The sequence below is a fragment of the Duncaniella freteri genome, from assembly GCF_004766125.1.
Taxonomy (GTDB): Bacteria; Bacteroidota; Bacteroidia; order Bacteroidales; family Muribaculaceae; genus Duncaniella; species Duncaniella freteri.
The window spans coordinates 1,859,148-1,880,596 of record NZ_SJSA01000001.1; the positions used below are offsets into that span (position 1 = coordinate 1,859,148).

Consider the following 21,449-nt stretch of genomic DNA (forward strand, 5'->3'; position numbering starts at 1 on the left):
ATATCTATGTTACGTAAATCATTTCTGCTTCTGTCATTCCTGGTGGCATGGTCTGTTCAGGCCGGTGTGAATGTGGGGTCGCTCACTGTCGAGGGACTTCCCAGTCCATTGAATGTCGAAAGCTCTTCCCCGCGCCTTGGATGGATCATCACATCTTCTGACAGGGATGTGATGCAGACCTCCTATCATATACTTGTTGCATCGTCGCCGGAACTTCTTGACTCAGGAAAAGGTGACATATGGGACTCCGGGATTGTCCGCTCCGACCAGTCGGTATGGGTGCCTTATGCCGGACGGAAACTTGCCGACAACACACGTTGTTACTGGAAAGTAAAGGTCGCCACTACTCGTGGCGACTCGCCATGGAGCGAGCCTGCCGAATGGGGCATGGGCATCGTCGGTGAAGGACACTGGGGTGGCAGATGGATAGGATGGGAGGCCCCGTTCGAATGGGATATAGAGGACTCACATTCGCGCATGAGCTCACGTTATCTGCGCAAAGAGTTCGACACTGCAAATAAAGACATCAGGCGTGCTACAGTCCACATCTCCGGCCTCGGTATGTACGAACTGTATATCAACGGAAAGAAAGTTAGCGATGATGTGCTTGCTCCCGCTCCCACTGACTACCGTCGCACCACTCTGTATAATTCTTATGATGTCACCGGGCTTCTTAAAGGCAACGGCGAGGCTAATGCCGTGGGGGTGACCCTCGGCAACGGACGTTTCTACACCATGCGTCAGAATTATAAGCCCTATAAGATACCTACATTCGGTTATCCCAAAATGCGTATGAACCTCATTATCGAATACACTGACGGCACCAAGCAGCGTGTCAACAGTGATGAGAAATGGGCTCTCACAGCTCAGGGACCTATCCGCAGCAATAACGAGTATGACGGAGAGATCTATGACGCACGTCTTGAGCTTGGCGACTGGACCCTCCCGGGCTACGATGATTCCGGATGGCTTAAGGCTCAGCGTGCCGAGCTTCCATATGGCACACTGCGTGGCAACACATCCCCCAATATGAAAGTCATGCGCACTCTTAAGCCGAAGAGGGTCCGTAGGCTTGGCGACCGTTATATGGTTGATTTCGGGCAGAATATGGCAGGGTGGATCAAAATTGCCGTATCGGATGTCACCAAGGGTGACACGGTGACCATACGTTATTCCGAACTTGTCACTCCTGACAGCACCCGGCTTGATGTGGAGAATCTGCGTCACGCACAGAGCACCGACCGTTACATTGCCAACGGTACTGAGAATGGCAGACAGTGGAGCCCGAAGTTCTCCTACCACGGTTTCCGTTTCGTTGAGATCTCGGGTATGAATAATCTCAGTAGCGATGATATCGTTGCAGAAGTAGTGTTTGACAATCTTCCTGACAACGGTTCGTTCACATCCTCCAACCCGGTGATGAATGCCATACACCGTAATGCATGGTGGGGAATATCAAGCAACTACAAGGGTGTGCCTGTCGATTGCCCTCAGCGTGACGAGCGTCAGCCGTGGACGGGAGATCATTGTATGGGCACATGGGGCGAGAACTTCCTTTTCGATAACGCCATGTTCTATGCAAAGTGGATGGACGACATACGCGAATCACAGCGCGAGGATGGCTGTATCCCCGACATAGCCCCCGCTTATTATAATTACTATACATCCGATATGACCTGGTCATCATCTCTTCCTGTGGTATGCGACATGCTTTATGAGCAGACAGGCAACTCTATGCCTGTAATCCGCAACTACGGCGCCATGAAGAAATGGATGAACCATATCCGTGCTGATTTCACAAGCAAGGAAGGGCTTATCACAGCCGACAAGTACGGCGACTGGTGTGTACCTCCTGAGAAGCCCGATCTTATTCACAGCCAGGACCCTGCCCGCAAGACTGATGGCACTCTCATAGCCTCGGCGTATTATTATAAGGTGTGTCAGCTCATGGCTAAGTTTGCACGTATGCAGGGTCTGGACTCCGAAGCTCAGGAATGGCTCAGTGACGGAGAGAAAGTAAAGAATGCCTTCAACCGTAAGTTCCTTACCGTCAATAAAGGTACATCTCCTGTCAAGACCCCTCACATTCTGTATCCCGACAGCATATTCTACGGCAACAATACAGCCACAGCCAACATCCTCCCGCTCGCATTCGATATGGTGCCTGAGGAATACCGTCAGGCTGTTGCCGACAATCTGATAAAGACCATAATCCTCACTAACAATGGGGCTATCAGCACAGGTGTGATAGGTGTTAACTGGCTCATGCGCGAGCTTTCACGTATAGGTCGTGGCGATGTGGCTGCCATGCTTGCATCCAACACCAAATATCCGAGCTACGGCTACGAGATAAGCAAGGGTGCCACCACCATATGGGAGCTTTGGAACGGAGATACAGCTAACAGGAGGATGAACAGTGCTAATCATGTGATGATGCTCGGTGACCATCTCAACTGGTATTATCAGGATCTCGCCGGTTTCAATCCTGCCGTTCCCGGTTACAAGAAAATTCTGTTAAAACCCGACTTTTCCATTCAGCAGATGGATAGTGTGAGTGCTACTTACCGTACCCCTTACGGTCTGCTCGGAAGCAGTTGGGTCAAGACCCCCATGCATATCGACTGGAAGATCCAGATCCCTTGCAACACCACAGCCGAGGTATGTGTCCCCACTCCTTACAGGAAGTCGGTCAAGGTCAAGGGTGCCAGGTATGTTCGTACAGAAGGCAATAATTCCTATTGGGAAGTGGGCTCGGGCAACTATACGTTCAGTGTTGATGTCGATCCGTCGCTTGGCGAGAACCGCAAGGGGATTCTGGTCGATGAATTCCTTTATGAGTCGACATCTTTCCCGGAATGCCATGGTGCCACGATAGTCGAGCTCCCCAACGGAGACCTTGTTGCCGCTTATTTCGGGGGCACTAAGGAAAAAAATCCCGATTGCTGTATATGGGTGAGCCGCAAGCCGAAAGGGGCTGTCGGATGGACCGCTCCTGAAATTGCTGCCGATGGTGTGTTTGATCTTGACGACCCCACAGTGAAGCTTGCCGGACTTTCAGGCATAAATTCCGAGACCACCCTTGCTACAGCAGGACCTGTTGGACCGCATTTCAAAGGTGATATCAGAAATGCACGTCGCAAGGCTTGTTGGAATCCGGTGCTTTTCCAGATACCCGGAGAGAAGGAGCTGATGCTCTTCTTCAAGATAGGATCAAATGTAGGGGACTGGACCGGATGGGTGACACGGTCGGTTGACGGCGGTGTCACATGGAGCCATCGCGAACCTCTCCCTGAAGGCATTCTCGGACCTATCAAGAACAAGCCCGAGTATATCAATGGTCGCATCATAGCCCCGAGCAGCCGTGAAGGTAAGGGTTGGCGTGCATGGATAGAGATCAGTGATGATAAAGGCAAGACCTGGCGTTCCACCGGAGCATTGCCCGCTGACTCGCTTGTGCGTACCAACGGAAAGGAGATAGAACCGATATATTCCATTCAGCCGAGCATACTGCGTCTTGCCGATGGCAGGTTGCAGATTCTCTGCCGTACGCGCAATGCCAAAATTGCCACCAGCTTCAGTTCCGACAATGGTGACACCTGGAGCCCTGTAACCCTTATCGATGTTCCCAACAATAATTCGGGCACCGATGCCGTCACTCTTGCCGATGGTCGTCATGTGCTTATATATAACGATTTCGAGACTCTTCCGGGGACTCCCAAGGGTGTCCGCACACCGCTTTCGGTGGCAGTCTCCAAGGATGGTATGCACTGGGAGAATGTGCTGACTCTTGAGAACAGTCCTGTGAGCCAGTACTCATATCCGAGCATCATTCAGGGAAAGGATGGCAAGCTTCATGCAGTCTATACATGGCGTCGCCAGCGCATCAAGCATGCTGTCATTGACCTTTAACACATCGTTTTCATTATTTTTCATATCTATTACCATACAGCTATTTTTATATTATGAGAATTCTTGCTGCTACAATAATCACAGGTTGTCTCGCTCTTGCCATGTGCTCATGCAATCAGCAGGGTGCAGGGAATGAGACCGGCGACGATCTGTATATGTTCACCTCTTTCCATGAGCCGGCCGACGAAGGTCTGCGTTTTCTCTATAGCGAGGACGGCATACATTGGGACAGCATCGCCGGCACATGGCTTGCTCCGACTCTCGGCGACAGCATAATGCGTGACCCTTCCATAGTGGTGGGTCCTGACAGCACTTTCCATCTCGTGTGGACTATAGCCTGGAAAGGTGACACTGGTTTCGGATATTCAAGTTCCAGGGACCTTGTCAACTGGAGCGAGCAGCGTCGCATTCCTGCAATGGACTCGGTGGTGTCCACTCAGAATCTGTGGGCTCCGGAACTGTTCTATGATGATGTCAAGGGGCAGTATATGGTTGTCTATGCGTCATGTGTGCCTGATGCCGGATTCGATGTCGGCATAGAGGAGGAGAAGAACAATCATCGTCTCTATTATGTGACAACTAAGGATTTCACTACGTTCAGTGATCCAAAGCTGTTTTATGAGCCTGGTTTCAGCTGTATTGACGCCACACTTGTGAAGCGTGGACCTGAGGATTATGTAATGGTGGTCAAGGACAACACTCGTCCCAACCGCAATATAAAGGTTGCCTTTGCCAAGGATGCCGAAGGCCCTTACACCGCCGCTTCGGAGCCTTTCACCGAATCCTTCACCGAAGGCCCCTCTGTCGCCAAAGTCGGTGACGAGTATTATATCTACTACGACACTTACAGAAAGTTTATCTACAGTGCGCACAAGACCTCTGATTTCAAGACATTCACCGATGTCACCGATAGCATAAGCGTGCCGTCGGGTCACAAGCATGGAACCATATTCCGTGCACCAAGGAGTGTAGTCGAAAAACTTATTGAAGCCCGAAAGAAATGAACACATCGCGAGTAATGATAATAAGTGCCGCCTTGGCGGCAGCAATGTTTGCCGGGGCGGAGAATCTGGTGCATTATACCGGCAGCAAGCTTTCCGACCCTAACCGTCATGATGGCGGACTGTCACCTGTGGTGGGAGTCCATAACATACAGACCATGCGTGCCAACCGCCGTTATGATCTGTACCATCAGAACGAGAACGGCTGGACCTACAACCATCAGCCCATGATGGCATATTGGAATGGCAAGTTCTATATGCATTATCTTTCAAATCCTGTTGACGAGCATGTAGGTGCGGGTCGCACACTGTTGCAGACCTCCGTTGACGGATATAACTGGACCGCACCTGAAGTGCTGTTTCCTGTGTATCCTGTTCCGGACGGATTCACTAAGAAAGGTGTTGACGGTGTAGCTAAGAACCTTGACGCTGTTATGCATCAGCGTGTGGGATTCTATGTGTCAAAGTCAGGCCGTCTTCTCGCAATCGGCAACTATGGTATAGCTCTTCATCCGAAGGATGATCCTAATGACGGAAACGGTATAGGGCGTGTGGTACGCGAGATTCTTCCTGACGGAAGTTTCGGGCCTGTCTACTTCATCTACTACAATCACGATTTCAACGAGAAGAACACTGCTTATCCCAATTTCAGGAAGAGCAAGGACAAAGGATTCCGCGAGGCTTGTCAGGAGATTCTTGACAACCCACTTTACCGTATGCAGATGGTAGAGGAGGCCGACCGTAATGATCCTATGCTCCCTCTCAAAAATCCTTACAAGGCATTCTGCTGGTACACTCTCCCTAACGGTGATATAGCCTCATTATGGAAACATGCTCTCACCTCGGTAAGCAAGGATGGCGGCAACACCTGGCATGAGCCTGTCAGCCGTGCCAAGGGGTTTGTCAACAGCAATGCCAAGATATGGGGGCAGAGACTCAGTGACGGCACATATGCCACAGTATACAATCCTTCCGAGTACCGTTGGCCTCTCGGCATATCACTCAGCTCTGACGGACTGAACTACACTACCCTCAATCTTGTGCACGGCGAGGTCCCTCCTGTGCGTTATGCAGGGCAGTACAAGTCATACGGACCGCAGTATGTGCGTGGCATACAGGAAGGAAACGGCACTCCCGAGGATGGAGACCTGTGGCTCACCTACAGTGTCGGAAAAGAGGACATGTGGGTGGCACGTGTCCCTGTGCCGGTGCGTACTGAGGCAACAGCCCATGCCAATGAGAATTTCGCTGATTTCGGCAAGCTGTCCGACCTCACCATGTGGAACATATATTCACCTGTATGGGCTCCTGTCTCATTGGAGAAGAAGGATGGCAACACTTGGCTGACTTTGGCTGACAAGGACCCATTTGATGTATCCAAGGTGGAACGCAAGATTCCGTCCACACGCGAGCTTAGCGTGGAGTTTGATATCATGGCTGAACAGAACGACCATGGCAATCTTCTCATCGAGTTTGTGGATGACAAGGGCACAGCCTGTGCCCGCCTTGACCTCACACCCGATGGAGAGTTCCGTTCCAAGGGTGGTGCCCGCTATGGCAAGATTCTTAATTACGAGCCTGGTAAATCTTATCATGTCAAGGTTGACCTCACTCTCGACAACCGAAATTCCACTGTGTATGTCAATGGTGAAAAGAAGGCTACCCGCATGCTCTTTGCCCCGGTAGCGGCAGTTGAGCGCGTTGTGTTCCGCACAGGTGCCCATTCCGACTTCCCGAATGTCGACACCGAGGCCGATTCTTACAATGACAATCCGCGAGCCAACGATGTGGATAAGGAGGCTAAGTTCCGTATAGCCAATTTCAGGACATCTTCGCGCGATATCGACGGCTCTTCGGCTGTATTACGTTATGGCGACTATGCTCCATATGTCGATTATTTCAATAATATGGAGGATGAGAACATCGCCCAGGCGATACCCAACAGTGAGGCTTCTGACTGGATGATGGAGAACATACCTCTGTTCGAATGTCCTGACAAGGATATGGAGGAGATGTATTACTATCGGTGGTGGACCCTACGCAAGCATATCAAGAACACTCCGGTAGGATATGGCATGACCGAGTTTCTCGTCAACCGCAACTATTCTGACAAATACAATCTCATAGCCTGTGCCATAGGTCATCATATCTATGAGAGCCGTTGGCTGCGTGATCAGAAGTATCTCGACGGTATCATCAACACATGGTATCACGGCAACGAAGGGAAGCCCATGGACAAGATGATGAAGTTCAGCTCGTGGAATCCCGATGCAGTCTACGGTCGTTATCTCGTCAACGGTGATTTGAAGAGGCTTGAAGCGATGTATGCCGACCTTAAGGCGGAGTATGCCCGATGGGAGGAATCCAACCGTCTCCCCAACGGTCTTTACTGGCAGCGCGATGTAGCTGACGGTATGGAGGAGAGCATCAGCGGAGGTCGGCGCACTCGCAATGCACGTCCGTCCATCAACAGTTACATGTATGGCAACGCCAAGGCTCTTGCTGCGATCGCCGATAAGCTCGGAAAGTCCGACGAGAAAGCCTTTTATGAAGGTAAAGCCAAGGAGATGAAGGACCTTGTGCAGTCTCGTCTTTGGAGTGACGAGCAGCAGTTTTTTGAAACTGTGCGAGGCGACACCATATGTATGGCTCGCGAGGCGATAGGGTATATACCATGGTATTTCAATCTTCCTGATTCCGGAAAGTATGATGCCGCATGGCTTCAGCTCAATGACAAGAAAGGTTTTTCGGCTCCTTACGGTCTCACCACTGCCGAACGCCGTCATCCTGAATTCCGCACCCGAGGTGTAGGCAAGTGTGAATGGGATGGTGCCATCTGGCCCTTCGCTTCGGCGCAGACCCTCACAGCTCTCGCCAATTATCTCAATAGTGAAGAGAATCCTGTGGTGAGCGACAGCACATATTTCGCACAGATGAAACTCTATGTGGAGTCGCAGCATCATCGCGGCCGCCCCTATATCGGTGAGTATCTTGACGAGGTGACCGGATATTGGCTCAAAGGTGATCAGGAGCGTAGCCGTTATTACAATCATTCCACATTCAACGATCTTGTCATCACAGGCATCTGTGGTCTGCGTCCTCAGGACGGCAATGATATAGAGGTGAATCCGCTTGTCCCAGCAGGTACATGGGATTGGTTTGCTCTTGACAATATTCCTTATCATGGTCATAATGTCACAATCATTTGGGATAAGGATGGTAGCCGCTATCATCAGGGCAAGGGTCTGACTGTGATGGTCGATGGCGGGATCGTAGGCAATCGCGCTGATATGGGTCGACTGGTGTGCAGGAATGTATTATAGTCTGTAATGTATGAAACGCTTCCTTATATTATTATGCTCTGTGGCATTCGCTGTCGCCTCCCATGCTTTGGAGGTGACTCGGATGACAGTGGAGATGTCCGAGAACCCTCTCGCTCTTGAGGTCAGTGCGCCACGTTTCGGATGGCAGCTCACCGGAGCAGCCGGGGCTGAGCAGTCGGCTTACAGGATAGAGCTTTTCCGTGATGACGGAAAAAAGCAACGGCGTGTATGGGACAGCGGCAGGGTCCGTTCATCCCAGAGCCAGCTGGTGAGATACCATGGGCCGGAGCTTATCCCTGCCGACCGTTATTTCTGGCGTGTAAAGGTGTGGGACGAAAACGGAAAGGAATCACTTTGGAGCCCGCGTTCAGAATTTCGCATAGCTCCCGATGCAGCCTTCCTTTCTGGTTCATGGATAGGTGCAGTCGATTATGATAAGGCTGCGCTTCCCGATGGAAGGAATTATCCTTATACCGAATGGAAAAAGCCTGAGGTCAAGGCTAAATGGGAGAAGGTGGATTCTATGGCAAACAGGAGTATACTCCTTCGCCGTGAGTTTGAGCTCCCTCGCAGGATTTCAGACGCTACGGTATATGTGTGCGGCCTCGGGCATTACGAACTGTCGGTCAACGGCAGGAAAGTAGGTGACGGTGAGTTCACCCCTCTTTGGAGCGATTACGAGCATACGGTCTACTACAATACTTACGATGTGACCTCACTTGTGAAAAAAGGTGAGAATGCCATAGGAGTGCTTCTCGGCAACGGTTTTTACAATGTCGTGAGAGGTGACCGCTACAGCAAGCTTCAGATAGGTTTCGGTCCTGAGACACTATGGCTGAAGATGCTTGTGCGCTACACCGATGGATCTTCGGAGGTTATATCTACCGATGCTGCATGGAAATATGATCTCAGCCCCATCACTTTCCATTCCATGTATGGCGGGGAGGACTATGATGCGCGCCTTGAGCAGTATGGATGGAATTTACCTGGTTTCGATGACCATAGATGGAAGAACGTGGTAGAGCAGCGTGCTCCTAAGGGGAGACTCACCTCTCAGCTTGCACCGCCTGTGAAGATTATGGAGCACTTCGGTGTCAGGAGCAGCCACAAACTGACTGCCGAGGAGGTCGAGAAAGCGTCGGTATCCACCAAACGTGTTGTCGACCCGTCCGCAATCATGCTTGATATGGGACAGAACCTTGCCGGGTTTCCCGAGATTTCGGTCAAGGGGCGTGCCGGACAGAAGGTTACGATGGTTGTTGCCGAGAGCATGACTGCCGAGAATGCCGCCAACCAGAAGCAGACAGGACGCCAGCACATCTACACATACACCCTCAAGGGGGATGGCGTGGAGACATGGCACCCGAGGTTCTCATATTATGGGTTCCGTTACATACAGCTTGAGGGTGCGGTGCTTGCGGGCGAGCCAAATCCTGATAAGCTACCTGTGGTTGAGGACATACGCTCGTGCTTTATATACAATTCGGCTCCTGAGGTAAGCGAGTTTGACTGCTCCAGTCCTGTGCTCACGGCGGCTCACCGTCTGATACGCAATGCCGAGCGCAGCAACATGCAGTCGGTGTTCACTGATTGTCCTCATCGTGAGAAACTCGGATGGCTGGAACAGGTGCATCTCAATGGTCCGAGCCTTCTGTTCAATTATGATCTCACAGCCTATCTTCCTAAAGTGATTCACGACATATCCGACAGTCAGCGGGCTGACGGTATGGTGCCGAGCATAGCTCCACAGTACATAATATTCCAGGGCCCCGGAATGGATGCTTTCGCCGAATCACCTGAATGGGGTGCTACCCTCCTTGTGGCTCCGTGGATGTACTATGAGACTTACGGAGACGATTCTCTCATCAGGGACTATTATCCGCAGATGAAGGCTTATGTCGATTATCTTGGCACGCGTGCCGATGGCAATCTTATAGACTTCGGGCTTGGTGACTGGTATGATTATGGTGATTTTCGCGCCGGTTTTTCACGCAACACACCTGTAGGGCTTGTTGCTTCGGCCCACTATTACATGGATCTCGGTTATATTGCCAAGGCTGCACGCCTTGTGGGAAACGATGCGGATGCCGTGAAGTATTCACGGCTTGCCGGAGAGGTGCGTGAGGCTTTCAACAGGAAATACTTCAATGCCTCGACTTGCGATTACGGTACAGGAAGCCAGACATCCAATGCTCTTCCCCTGTTTCTCGATATGGTGCCTGAGGGAACTCGTGATGCGGTTCTTGCCAATCTTATCGGAGACATACGTGAGCATGGTGACCGCCTCACTACCGGCGATGTCGGTAACCGTTACCTATTCCGTACGCTTGCCGATAACGGTCTTGACTCGCTCATGTACAGGATGCACAATCATTACGAGGCTCCCGGTTACGGATTTCAGCTAAAATTCGGAGCCACCACTCTCACCGAGCAATGGGACCCGCGTCAGGGATCGTCTTGGAACCATTTTATGATGGGGCAGATTGATGAGTGGCTTTTCCGTTCACTCGTCGGCATACAGTCTGATCCAGAGCGTCCCGGCATGCAACACATGATAATACGTCCCTCGGTGGTAGGGGATCTTAGCCACGTCAGGGGCAAGACAAGGACCCTTTACGGAGACGTTACGGTTGAATGGTCCCGGGCATCTGACGGTAAGATAACCTGTGAGGTCGCTATCCCTGCCAATACTACTGCCGACCTGTATCTTCCCGGTGACATCTCCCCGCGGAAGATATCGTCAGGTCACCACATTATCAAGAATTAACATTATGAAACCATTATCCATGATAGCAGGAGCTATGCTCCTTGCCGTTCCTGCTTTTGCCCAGAATACATTTGAAGGGCATTATACACGTCCGCTCGGCGATGTGCTCAATGACATATCACAGCGTTTCAATGTGCGATTGAAATATAATGTGGATACTGTTGGGCTTAAACTCAGCTATGCCGATTCCCGCGTCCGCCCTTACTCCGTAGAGGAGTCCCTGACAAATGTGCTCAGTCCGTTTGACTTCAAGTTTGTCAAGCAGGATGCCCGCACCTATAAAATAAAGTCATACGAACAGGCTCGCCGCACTGTGCCTGACGGAGAGAAGCTTCTTGCTTACATGTCCTCGCTTTATTCCGACAAGGCTTCATGGGAGGCGCGTCGTGACAGTCTCAGCCGTCAGGTGCGTGAACTCCTCACCATAGACCAGGCTCTCGCTAAGAGAGTGGGTGGGAAGCCTGTGTTTTCAAAGGTGAGAAAATTTGACGGATATTCCGTCCGCAATTTCTATCTTGAGACCTATCCCGGGCTTTATGTGTGCGGCTCTATCTATGAGCCGTCAGGCAAAGGTGTAAAGGGGAAACATCCGCTCATCATATGCCCTAACGGACATTTTGGCAACGGTCGTTACAACAAGGCTCAGCAGCAGCGTCTTGCCACGCTCGCGCGTATGGGTGCCATATGTGTCGATTATGACCTCTATGCATGGGGTGAGTCTGCTCTACAGGTGGGCAGCGAGGCTCATCAGACAGCCGAAGCCCATGTGATACAGGCTATGAACGGCATCTCGATCCTCGATTTTATGATGGAGCGAAAGGATGTGGACCCCACACGGATTGGAGTCAATGGAGGTTCTGGGGGTGGCACTCAGACTGTACTCCTGTCGCTCATAGATCCTCGCTACACTGCGGCTTGCCCTGTGGTGAGTCTGGCATCGCATTTCGATGGCGGATGTCCTTGCGAAAGCGGTATGCCGATACAGCGCGCAGGCGGTGGCACATGCAATGCCGAACTCGCCGCTGCCTTTGCTCCGCGACCTATGTGTGTAGTGTCCGATGGCAAGGACTGGACCTCCGCGGTCCCGGTGCTTGAGTACCCCTATCTTCAGCGTGTTTACGGATTCTATAATGCTGCCGATAAGGTGAGCAACGTGCATCTTCCATCCGAGGGGCACGATTTCGGTCCAAACAAGCGTAATGCGGTCTACGACTTCTTCATCAATGTATTTGGGCTTGACCGTTCCAGGCTTGATGAATCAAAGGTCACCATTGAGCCGTTCGAGGCACTTTACAGTTTCGGGCCTGACGGTTCACTCATGCCGGCAAATGCTATACGGTTCAAAAAATAGGACAGTGTAGATAATATCATAATATCCCTAAATCATAGGGCGGAATGTAGGTATTATAGCCACATTCCGCCCTCTCTGTTGTCATGCTTAGATGTTTTATTGATAAACTTGTACTCGTAATGAGTGTTCTATTGATAGTATAGGCACTGAATTATTATAGTATGAAATCAGATTTAAGACCAGACGTTAATGGGACAGGACCATTACATGCTTCAGGATTTTTGATGGGGAATGCCTGCATGTTGCTCGCATCGATATTTTGGGGAGTGAATATTTCTGTGACAAAAGCACTTATCCCGGAATGGATGACGGCAGAGGGTATCATTGTGGTAAGACTGGTGCTTGGTGCCGCTTTGTTTTGGCTGACATCTGTGTTTGTTAAATGTGATCGCATTGCCCCTCAGGATTGGCTCAGACTCATATCGGGAGGATTTGTAGGGCTTTTCGGTTTCATTTACCTGTTTGTCACATCATTGCGTTACGGCAATCCAATCGACATTTCCATAATTATGACATTGCCACCGATGTTTGTAATACTTATCGGTGTTATATTTCAGAGGAGGCGTCCATCGTTGTTGGAGTATGCTGGTGTATTTGTGTCCTTTGCGGGGGCGTTGATAGTGATTCTTTACGGTAAGGGAGGAGTGAGTGGAAGCGATAATTTTTTAGGGAATCTTCTTGCTACGGCATCTGCTATATGTTATGCATTGTATCTGGTGATTCTTGAAAAACCGAGTCATACGTATCGCCCTGTTACCATGTTGCGGTGGGTATTCCTTTTTTCAGCTATACCGGCACTCTTTCTTATTCCGGGCATGCAGTATATGCCTATATTTAAGACCTCCAGTATAATCCCATGGCTTGAAATCTCGTTTATACTTGTTTGCCCGACCTTTCTTGCTTATTTTCTCGTTCAGCCTGCCATCAAACGTATCGGTTCGGAACTTGTGTCGTTGTATCAGTACATGATACCTGTTTTTGCCTCCATTTCAGCTGTAATGATGGATATAGATAAGCTTAGATGGATACAGGTTGTGGCGATGGGTGTAATAGTTATAGGCATGGCGATAACCAATTTAGGCAAAAGAAAACGTATATCATAAAGAAATTGCACCCCAAAAGTTTTAGGTATGACTTTTGGGGTGCAATTCAGATATATTCCATTATTTCCCGGTGTCAAAGTCTCTTGAACCAGAATACTTTGGTTGAATCGGGTGTTGTGAGAGTGTAGTCACCCTTTATGGTAAGTTTCTTGTTTACGATGGTCATTTCGCCGGTCTTGGGATTGATGGAGGCGAGCATGTATTTTCCAGGAGCGAGGCTGACATCAATGCTGCCTGCACCCTTTGAGTACACGATACATCCGTCCTGTTTGCCGAGCATGCGGTAATTATTGTCGGCAGTGCCGGTTATGCTCATGCCGGCAGCTTCGGAAAGGAAGTCATTGTCGGTCTGAGGTATGCCGGCGAGCGAGCCTCCTGCCATGAACACAGCCCATGCCATGTCAGGATAGTTCTGTGCGTAGTATGTGACCGCCTTGTCGGGATATTTTTCACGATATTCGTTCACAGCCTTGTAAGCCTCATCGAATGTCACCTTTCCCACCTTCATCTTGCGAGCATGCTGACGCGGTGCGAGATTCTTTCCTCCCTCGGGGCATAGATGCCGTCGGTCTTGTAGTGCCAGTATCGGATGTCGATAATGTCGACCACATCCTTATACTTGGGATTAGCGAGGATGGCATCCTGCACATCCTTGGTCGCGCTCAGTGCCACTTTCACATCCTTGCCTGTCTCCTTCTCCCAAGCTGCTATCTCGTCGAGCCAGAATTCGGTGAAATGCAGTGGTCCGGTGTATTCCGCACTTATGAAATGGATCACATTGGGATCGTCGCCAAGCTGTTCAAGGTTCATGCGGATGTAGTTGCGGTGTAGCTCGCGGCGCACTGGATGGTTGACATCATAGAACATGTCGGCCACAAATATGCGCTTGTCGCCTGCGAAAGGTACAGGTTCAGGCATATCGGTGGAGTTGATATTGTTGGACGAACGCCACGGCGAATCCACCCAATGAGCTCCCGCCTCAAGGATGTTGTGCTGGAAATAGTGCTGGTTGAAGAGTACCTTACCCGATTTTGCACCCTTGTCGGCAAATTCGTCAAGTCTTCCCCAGTACCATGCGTTAGGCCGTCGGAGGTCATATAGGCTCATTCCGTCCCATGCTGTCCCCTCACCGCTGCGGCTGAACGGCTGCTCATAGAAAGGAGCCCACACGTCGCCGTTGGGGCGGCGTATGCGTTCGTGGTCGTCGCGGCGGCGGTCGAGCCACAGTCCGTAGTTATGGTCGAGGGCCACAATGTTTTTCTCGTCCATGTATGCGAGGGTGGAGTCAATGCGGTCAGTGAGTCCCAGACCTTCGCGTCCAGGCACGAAGCGTGTCACATGAGGCTTTGCCTTGACAGTCTGGCTCGGCTTGATCTTGCCGTTCCACCATGGCACCTCCTGCCGTCCGCCTGTGAGTGTCGCGCCATCCATCACTATCACACCGTTTATTATGTCGTAGCGATGTTCAGGAGCCTGTGCTATGCGCGGCTGCTTCACTTTTATATCATCCACAATCTTTGCCCCGTCGGCAGAGACTGAGGCTGTGAACGGAGCTTCGGCCACCCATCTTGTCATTGTCATACGCGGGGTGTATGCCTCCTTGGCAAGCTTCATTGCTGCCTCTACTGTAGGGCTGCTGGTGGCGTTGGTAGGCATGGGCAGTATGCGTGACTGCGCCTCGGGCACCTCTTTGCCGAGACGTTCGGCGAGCTGGGCATAGAAGAGGCTTCGTGGCTGCACATGATTGTTGGACTGTGCCCATTCTCCGTCACCCACGAACTGAGCCCAGCAGCCGTAAGCTATGTTCTTGGCGTCCTGAGCGGGGGAGAAACACTCTATTTCGGCGGCGGTGCACTGCCAGAACGTAGAGTTTCCGGTGTTCCAACCTCCGCCGTTTTTGTTATGCCACAGATTTTTGAATGCGAGGTTGTTTCCGTCGATATTCACTATGTCGAAGAGCAGTCCGGGAGCCCATGCGTCATTGGACCCGCTGAAGCCGAGCGATTCACGTGAGTCGCACTGCACGAAGGCGTTGGGCCCGGCGGCATACATTCCTGCTGAGAAATCATGAATGCCGTTGGCTGAGAAGCAACGCTGGAACAGTGTCTCCTGACCGAGCGTATGGAATGTGGAACGGCGCATACCGCCTATTTCCGACACTGGTTCGGTGGAGATACAGTCCTCCACAGTGATGCGTGATGCCGTGGGCTGGAGTATCACCGCACTTCCGGCAAAATGCTTGAAATCGACCTGGCGCACCCAGCAGTTCTCGGCGTTCGACACGCTTATGCCGTCCCAGCAATGGTCCTCATCCTTGGGGTACTTCCTGTTGTAGTCCGATACGAGCGAGAGGTATTCGACACCCACATCCGAGATACGTCCTTTCCAGGTGTAGGTGAGCAGCTGTGATGCTCCCCATGTGCTGTCGAGAGCCATGCTCACAGGCGAGTCGATGGTGACCCCACTGCCGTTCACAGCTGATATGCTGCGGTCCCATCTCATATCCACATCACCGGGCTTCCATCCGAGGGCACTGATGCCGCCTCCGAAGATGTCGCAACCGAGCGATGCTATCCACTCTTTGGATGAGGGGCGCAGGATGAAGGCGCGATCGCCTGCCTTGAGTTTTCCGGCACCGTCGACGCTGAATGCTGTGCTGTTGACAGGGACGTAGCCTGATGTGATGCTGACTGTATCGGTGACAACCGGATCATAGACCCCCTCCACATAGAGGAGCGCGCCGCGGTCGGAGCCGTTTTTCCTGATGGTGGTGACACCTTCACCCATGCCGCGGAGCACTATGCCCGATGCCGAGATGCGCAGGCTCCCGCTGATTTCAAACTCCCCCTTGTCGAGAAGCACTGTTCCGCGGAATCCGTCTTTGCCTACAGGCAGAGACGAGGCATAGTCGATGGCTCGCTGTATGCGTTCGGTGTTGTCGCCTGCTTTCCATGGCACCGACACCACCACTTTGTTTATGTCGGGTATGGGGGTCGACGAATTACGGTAACCGCAATAGGAGTAGTCCAGAATGCGGTTGCCCTGCGCATCGGTCTCATATATGAGCTTACCGTCCTTTACCTGGAGAGGGAAACCCTCTGCGGAAAATGACAGTAATGCAAGGCAGGCAAGGCCTAATTGAAGTGATTTATTCATTTTTTGTTCAGCCTGCGGCTGATGATGTTAATAGGATTATGGTATGATGTACTTTGTCCTGCATGAATATAAAAGCAGGGAGGGGGCACGCCCCCTCCGCTCATTTTTTTATAGGATTCCGTTCCTTAGATCTCGCCTCCGCGGGCTTTGATGCGCTTATACCACTCCTCACGTTCCTTGGTCAGATTGTAGCCGCGTCCGGTGAGGTAGTTGTTGATTCTGCCCTTGTACTTTCCGAAAGCATCATGCTTCATTTTGGAGTTTTCGGCATCGATGGCAAGTTCGCGGGCCTCTATGAGCCATGCCATTATCTGCGCTTTCTCCTCATCCGTGAGGGTAGGGATCATGTCAAGGTGAGAATCGTAGGTGACCTTTAACACTCCATAGGTCATGCCGTCCTTCACAGCTTCGATCTGTTCGGGAGTGAGATAGAGCGACAGATCGGCGGGAAACTCGAAGTGAGAGCGGTAGAGAGCCGCGTCCTTCTCGTTCTGGGCTGCCTGTACAGCCTGATTCTTGGCATCGCCTGTAAGAGTCTCCTTGGCTGCCTTCACTTTGGCGTCGCGTGCCTCATAGATGTCGTTGAGCTTGAAATAGCGGTTGGCGACAATATTGGTCACCTCCTTAGCCTTGGCGGCATCATCGATACCGAGCTTGTCGACAATCTTCTGTGAACGTTTCACGATCGACTCCACGTAGGCAGGGTCACGCCCCTCAGTCTTGAGGTCTACAGCCCAGGCGTTCATTGCGAACGCACCCAGGAGCAATCCGAGGATATATTTTTTCATGTCTTGTTCAGCTTTTTACATTAGTTTGCCTTTGGCGGCAAGAGTGTCGTAATTGTTGCGGAGATCTTTCCAGTCCACATAGTTCTTGGTGGAGATACCGTTGATGTACTTCTCGATGTTGGTGTATCCGTCGCCGGTGCAGTCGCCGTTGGCATCCGAAGGATCGTTGGGGTTGAGACCGTTGGCGATTTCCCATGCGTCAGGCATACCGTCGCCGTCAGAGTCCACATAGGGTGTGCCCTTGTATTCGGGATAGCCGCCCATCTGCATGGGATCGGTGATGATGCCGAGCTTATAGGAATCCTTGGGCAGACGGCGATACCTGAACTGTCCGTCACCCATTGATTTCGGAGCGAGTCCGCTGATGTCACCGTGGTGCTTTTTGGCAAGCTTCTCATCGTAGTAGGGGACACCTGTCCTTACCTCCTCGATGATGCGCTGGTCTATTATGTCGCGGCAGGGGATGTTGGCTCCCGCATTCTTGAGCACGAAGTCGTAAGCCTCGTCGGCTGATGCTATGCGCACATAAGGCATATCGAAAGGAGTCTTTGAACGCATGTATGCGGTGTGTTCGCCGCAGTCGGGGTCAGTCTCGATCTGTATGCCTCCTGCCCAGTTGTCGGCAGAGATTTCGGGGAATCCCTCCATGATATTGCCTTCGGCAAACACACGTCCGTACACCTTGTGGTCGAGTTTGCTTCTTCCAGCCTCAGGTTTGAGGATACGGTGGCTTATGTTGCCCTCCTTAGGAGTGGCAGGACCGGGCTTGTAGTAATTGTTGATCATATTGAACTTGGCAGTGTAGTCACCGCCGTCCGATGAGCGGTGCACCCAGTTGAACACTACATTGTTGACGAAGTTGAACACACCGTTCCATCCTATCGACGGATTGCGTCCCGAGTTGCTTGCCCAAAGGTTGCGGGCAAACATGCAGTTCTCTCCTCCGAGAGTCGAGCCGAAAGCATGATTGTAAGTGTCGAGAGCCTTGGCAGAAATGGTGTTCTGTATGGTCACGTTCACAGTGGGGAGCTTGAGGTCGGTGCTCTGGTACTGACCCTCGCTGGGATCGTACATGTGACGGTAGAACGATATGTTCTCGTCCAGTCCCCATTCGGCAGAGCAGTGGTCGATCATGATGTTGCCCACAGGGTTGCCTCCGAATGAGTCCTCGCGGTAATGAACCCTTGTGTCGCCGCGGCGGAAACGCATGTGGCGTACGATCACATCGTGGGTATCCACCTGGAACGATTCGCCGGCTATGCACACACCATCGCCGGGAGCTGTCTGTCCGGCTATAGTGATGTAGGGGGCACGTACATAGAGAGGGGTCTTAAGATTGATCACTCCTGCGACGTTGAACACTACTATGCGTGCACCGCCTGTCTCGCAAGCCTCGCGGAACGAGCCGGGACCGCTGTCATTGAGGTTGGTCACTGTGATCACCTTGCCTCCGCGTCCGCCGGGGGTGTACATTCCGCCACCTTCGGCACCTGGGAATGCAGGGATGCTTGCCTTGAGAAGATCGTCCGGACGAGAAGCCCAGGGCACGTACGGACGGCCCTCACGAGCCTCCTTGTCAACGATGGGTTTGGCAACCGCCCATGCCGAGTCGGAGTGGGCGCGTGCGGTTGACATGAGTACGTCGTAGGTTTTTCTTGCGTCAGCGTTCAGCTGAGGATACTGCGCCATCATAGCAGTCGGAGCCATGAGCGACAGTGAGAAGAGAGCTGCTGTTAAAGCTTTTCTGCGGTTCATTGCATTAATGATTTGTTAGGGTTACATATTAAAGACTGATTCAGTATTGTCGGTTAGACTGACAATACCGAATCAGCCTAATAATTACAATATTCTATTATTCAGCAAGAGGATCGAAAGTGCCAGGTGCACCTGAATTTAGATCATCCCAACCTATGTTCTGTGGGAGTTCCCTGTTGTTCTCCATCGATTTTCCGAAACCAAGAATATAATATCTTGGAAGGAAGTTGATGTAAAGTTCGGTATGAGCACTGGTCAGACCATCACCTGGACGATCGTTGCGTTCAAGATATGTATCATAGAACGTGTTGAGAGCAGTGAAAGCTTGATTAAGCTTATTTGCATTACCCTCATTAAGATTGATGGCTGCGGGACGTTTCACATCGGCCAATGGATCTGGATTTATGCGTTCATTGCCCTTTACTACCCATTTGTCGGCACCAAGACCTCCGTTGTAGTCTGCCTTAACTCGGTATTCGATTCTTTCGCGGCGCGTACCATTAAGAGGTGTGAACCCGAGATAATCACAAGTGTTACCGCCCCAACCGGTAAGACGCCAGGAGGATGGAGCTCCGGCAGGGATATTGACACCGCCATCAAAAAGCATCCATCGGCGTAGATCATCGAAACGTTTGCCTTCAAACGCAAACTCTATCTGACGCTCGTAAAGGATAGCAGCCATACATTGAGCATCTGAGAGATTTGATTCAATACCACAGTTTTCTTTGTCGTTGTATACACGGCTTCTGATACGTTTCAATATTTCAATAGCATCGGCAGGATGACCTGACTGACATGCAGCTTCAGCAAGATTTAGAAGAACCTCAGCGAAGCGAATTTCCATATATGGAGCAGCAGAAAGACCAAAACCATTTTGATCAGTATTGAATACGTAACGAGCGGAACCCAACTCTGCATCATCGGAACGTTTACGAATATACATTCCTTTAGCTTTGTCAAGGAGGTCGTCAGTTCCATATGTCTTTCCATCAACAATATTATTTCGAGCCTCATCGGTAAGGTACCATACATAGCTCCAAAGATCGTAGTTGTTGCCTTGATAGGGAATGTTGTTGTTTGAGTTCATCGGATTGCCATCATAACGCCACCTAACCCCGGTAAAGGCAAATGTACGATAGAAACGAGGATCACGATTCATATAAGGGTGAGCCTTGTCATAGTCATAAGTACTTGATGCAGGAAGAGTCTTATAGGAATCATATGATGCCGGACGATGACCGTCTGCCATAGGGAAAAGAGCTACAATGTTGGAGGTTGGTGTTGAACTTGCACTTGCCAATGTATTGGCCGGTCTAATACTTCTTTCCCAGGGGTTATTGCGATGAAGGTCCGGTACACCGCCGGATGCCTTGTTATTGTAAAGGACAACAAATACTGCTTCTTTGTTAACCCCATCTTCAACAAACATTTTAGCCCAATTGGAAGCGTTGGTACCTGGATTGTTCTCATATGCAAGACCATATCCGCATGATTCTATAATCGGAAGATCTGCTTTCATGGTTTCATATGCATGTTGCCAACGCTCTTCTTTATTTTCTCGGTTAAATAAAGGACTTGCCCAAAGTAGGAGCACACGACCTTTGAGTGCAAGAGCTGTACCGGAAGTCACACGCCCATATTCGCCTGTGCTCCAGCCTCCTTTTGTGGTAAAAGGTTTTAGAAGTTCGGCAGAGTGGTCAAGATCTGAACATATGAATTCAATGCACTGCTTGGTTGTTGAGCGTGGTGTCACGGATGTTGCTAAAGGTGGCTGCACTTCGGTGATTATGGGTACACCGCCATACCATTTCACCAGAAGATAGTAGCACCATGCACGTAGGAAATATGCCTGACCGAGAAGTTCGTTCTTCTGTTCTTGAGAAAGAGTACTGTTGCTGATACCTTGTATGCAATCATTGATGTTTCTGATGCGTCCCCAAGCACTGGCTCTAATATTGCTTGCATCTCCCTGAAAGTAATCGGGAACGACATTACCGGAGATTGCAGACAGTTCTTTTTCAGGATTTACAAAAATTCCGAACCCATAATATTCTTCAGTGCATTTGGATAGATCGTCACTTTTACCGGTACTGGTGTATTGCCAACCGGGGTTGCCATTAACATCGGGGAGTGAGAGCATATAGCAATCAGCAAGACGACCGAGAGAACCTACATAGCTGTTGTATGCATTCACATCAGTCTGCTCGTAGTTCTTCTTTTCCTGCAAGAAGTCATCGCTACAGGAGGATAACGCTGCAGCTGAGAGTAGAACTAAGGATAAGTATTTTGATTTCAT

Annotated in this window: 9 protein-coding genes and 1 pseudogene; 6 read left to right on the plus strand and 4 right to left on the minus strand. The window is 50.9% G+C overall.

Annotated features, from left to right (window positions below; all coding sequences use genetic code 11):
* The first annotated feature begins 6 nt into the window (after window positions 1-6).
* The 6 genes from EZ315_RS07935 to EZ315_RS07960 all read left to right on the plus strand — a co-directional run bounded on the left by EZ315_RS07935 (window position 7) and on the right by EZ315_RS07960 (window position 13,454).
* Window positions 7-3,909: a family 78 glycoside hydrolase catalytic domain gene (locus EZ315_RS07935; protein ID WP_135471595.1), complete on the plus strand. Its 3,903-nt coding sequence runs from the start codon at window positions 7-9 to the stop codon at window positions 3,907-3,909.
* A gap of 53 nt (window positions 3,910-3,962) precedes the next feature.
* A complete protein-coding gene (locus EZ315_RS07940; RefSeq protein ID WP_370463734.1) occupies window positions 3,963-4,913 on the plus strand; it encodes a glycoside hydrolase family 43 protein in 951 nt (316 codons plus the stop codon).
* Window positions 4,910-8,233 (plus strand): MGH1-like glycoside hydrolase domain-containing protein, encoded by a 3,324-nt coding sequence (locus EZ315_RS07945; RefSeq protein WP_135471596.1) that lies wholly within the window; start codon window positions 4,910-4,912, stop codon window positions 8,231-8,233. Before EZ315_RS07940 ends, EZ315_RS07945 begins: the two co-directional genes overlap by 4 nt.
* 10 nt (window positions 8,234-8,243) lie before the next feature.
* A complete protein-coding gene (locus tag EZ315_RS07950) occupies window positions 8,244-11,000 on the plus strand; it encodes an alpha-L-rhamnosidase (protein ID WP_135471597.1) in 2,757 nt (918 codons plus the stop codon).
* A 34-nt stretch (window positions 11,001-11,034) separates the two neighbouring features.
* Window positions 11,035-12,351, plus strand: coding sequence for an alpha/beta hydrolase family protein (locus EZ315_RS07955; protein WP_370463736.1), 1,317 nt, complete (start codon window positions 11,035-11,037; stop codon window positions 12,349-12,351).
* 224 nt (window positions 12,352-12,575) lie between these two features.
* Entirely contained in the window at window positions 12,576-13,454 is an 879-nt protein-coding gene (locus tag EZ315_RS07960) for a DMT family transporter (RefSeq protein ID WP_262709758.1), read from the plus strand.
* 73 nt (window positions 13,455-13,527) lie between these two features.
* On the opposite strand, the pseudogene EZ315_RS07965 reads toward EZ315_RS07960, so the two are convergent.
* The 4 genes and pseudogenes from EZ315_RS07965 to EZ315_RS07980 form a co-directional block, all read right to left on the minus strand.
* Window positions 13,528-16,610: pseudogene (locus tag EZ315_RS07965) on the minus strand (DUF6298 domain-containing protein).
* 125 nt (window positions 16,611-16,735) lie between these two features.
* Window positions 16,736-17,398, minus strand: a complete 663-nt coding sequence (locus EZ315_RS07970) for a DUF3826 domain-containing protein (RefSeq protein WP_135471600.1) — start codon at window positions 17,396-17,398, stop codon at window positions 16,736-16,738.
* Between the two features lie 15 nt (window positions 17,399-17,413).
* On the minus strand, window positions 17,414-19,153 hold the full coding sequence (locus EZ315_RS07975) for a thrombospondin type 3 repeat-containing protein (RefSeq protein ID WP_135471601.1): 1,740 nt from the start codon (window positions 19,151-19,153) through the stop codon (window positions 17,414-17,416).
* 97 nt (window positions 19,154-19,250) lie between these two features.
* Window positions 19,251-21,449: a RagB/SusD family nutrient uptake outer membrane protein gene (locus EZ315_RS07980; RefSeq protein WP_135471602.1), complete on the minus strand. Its 2,199-nt coding sequence runs from the start codon at window positions 21,447-21,449 to the stop codon at window positions 19,251-19,253.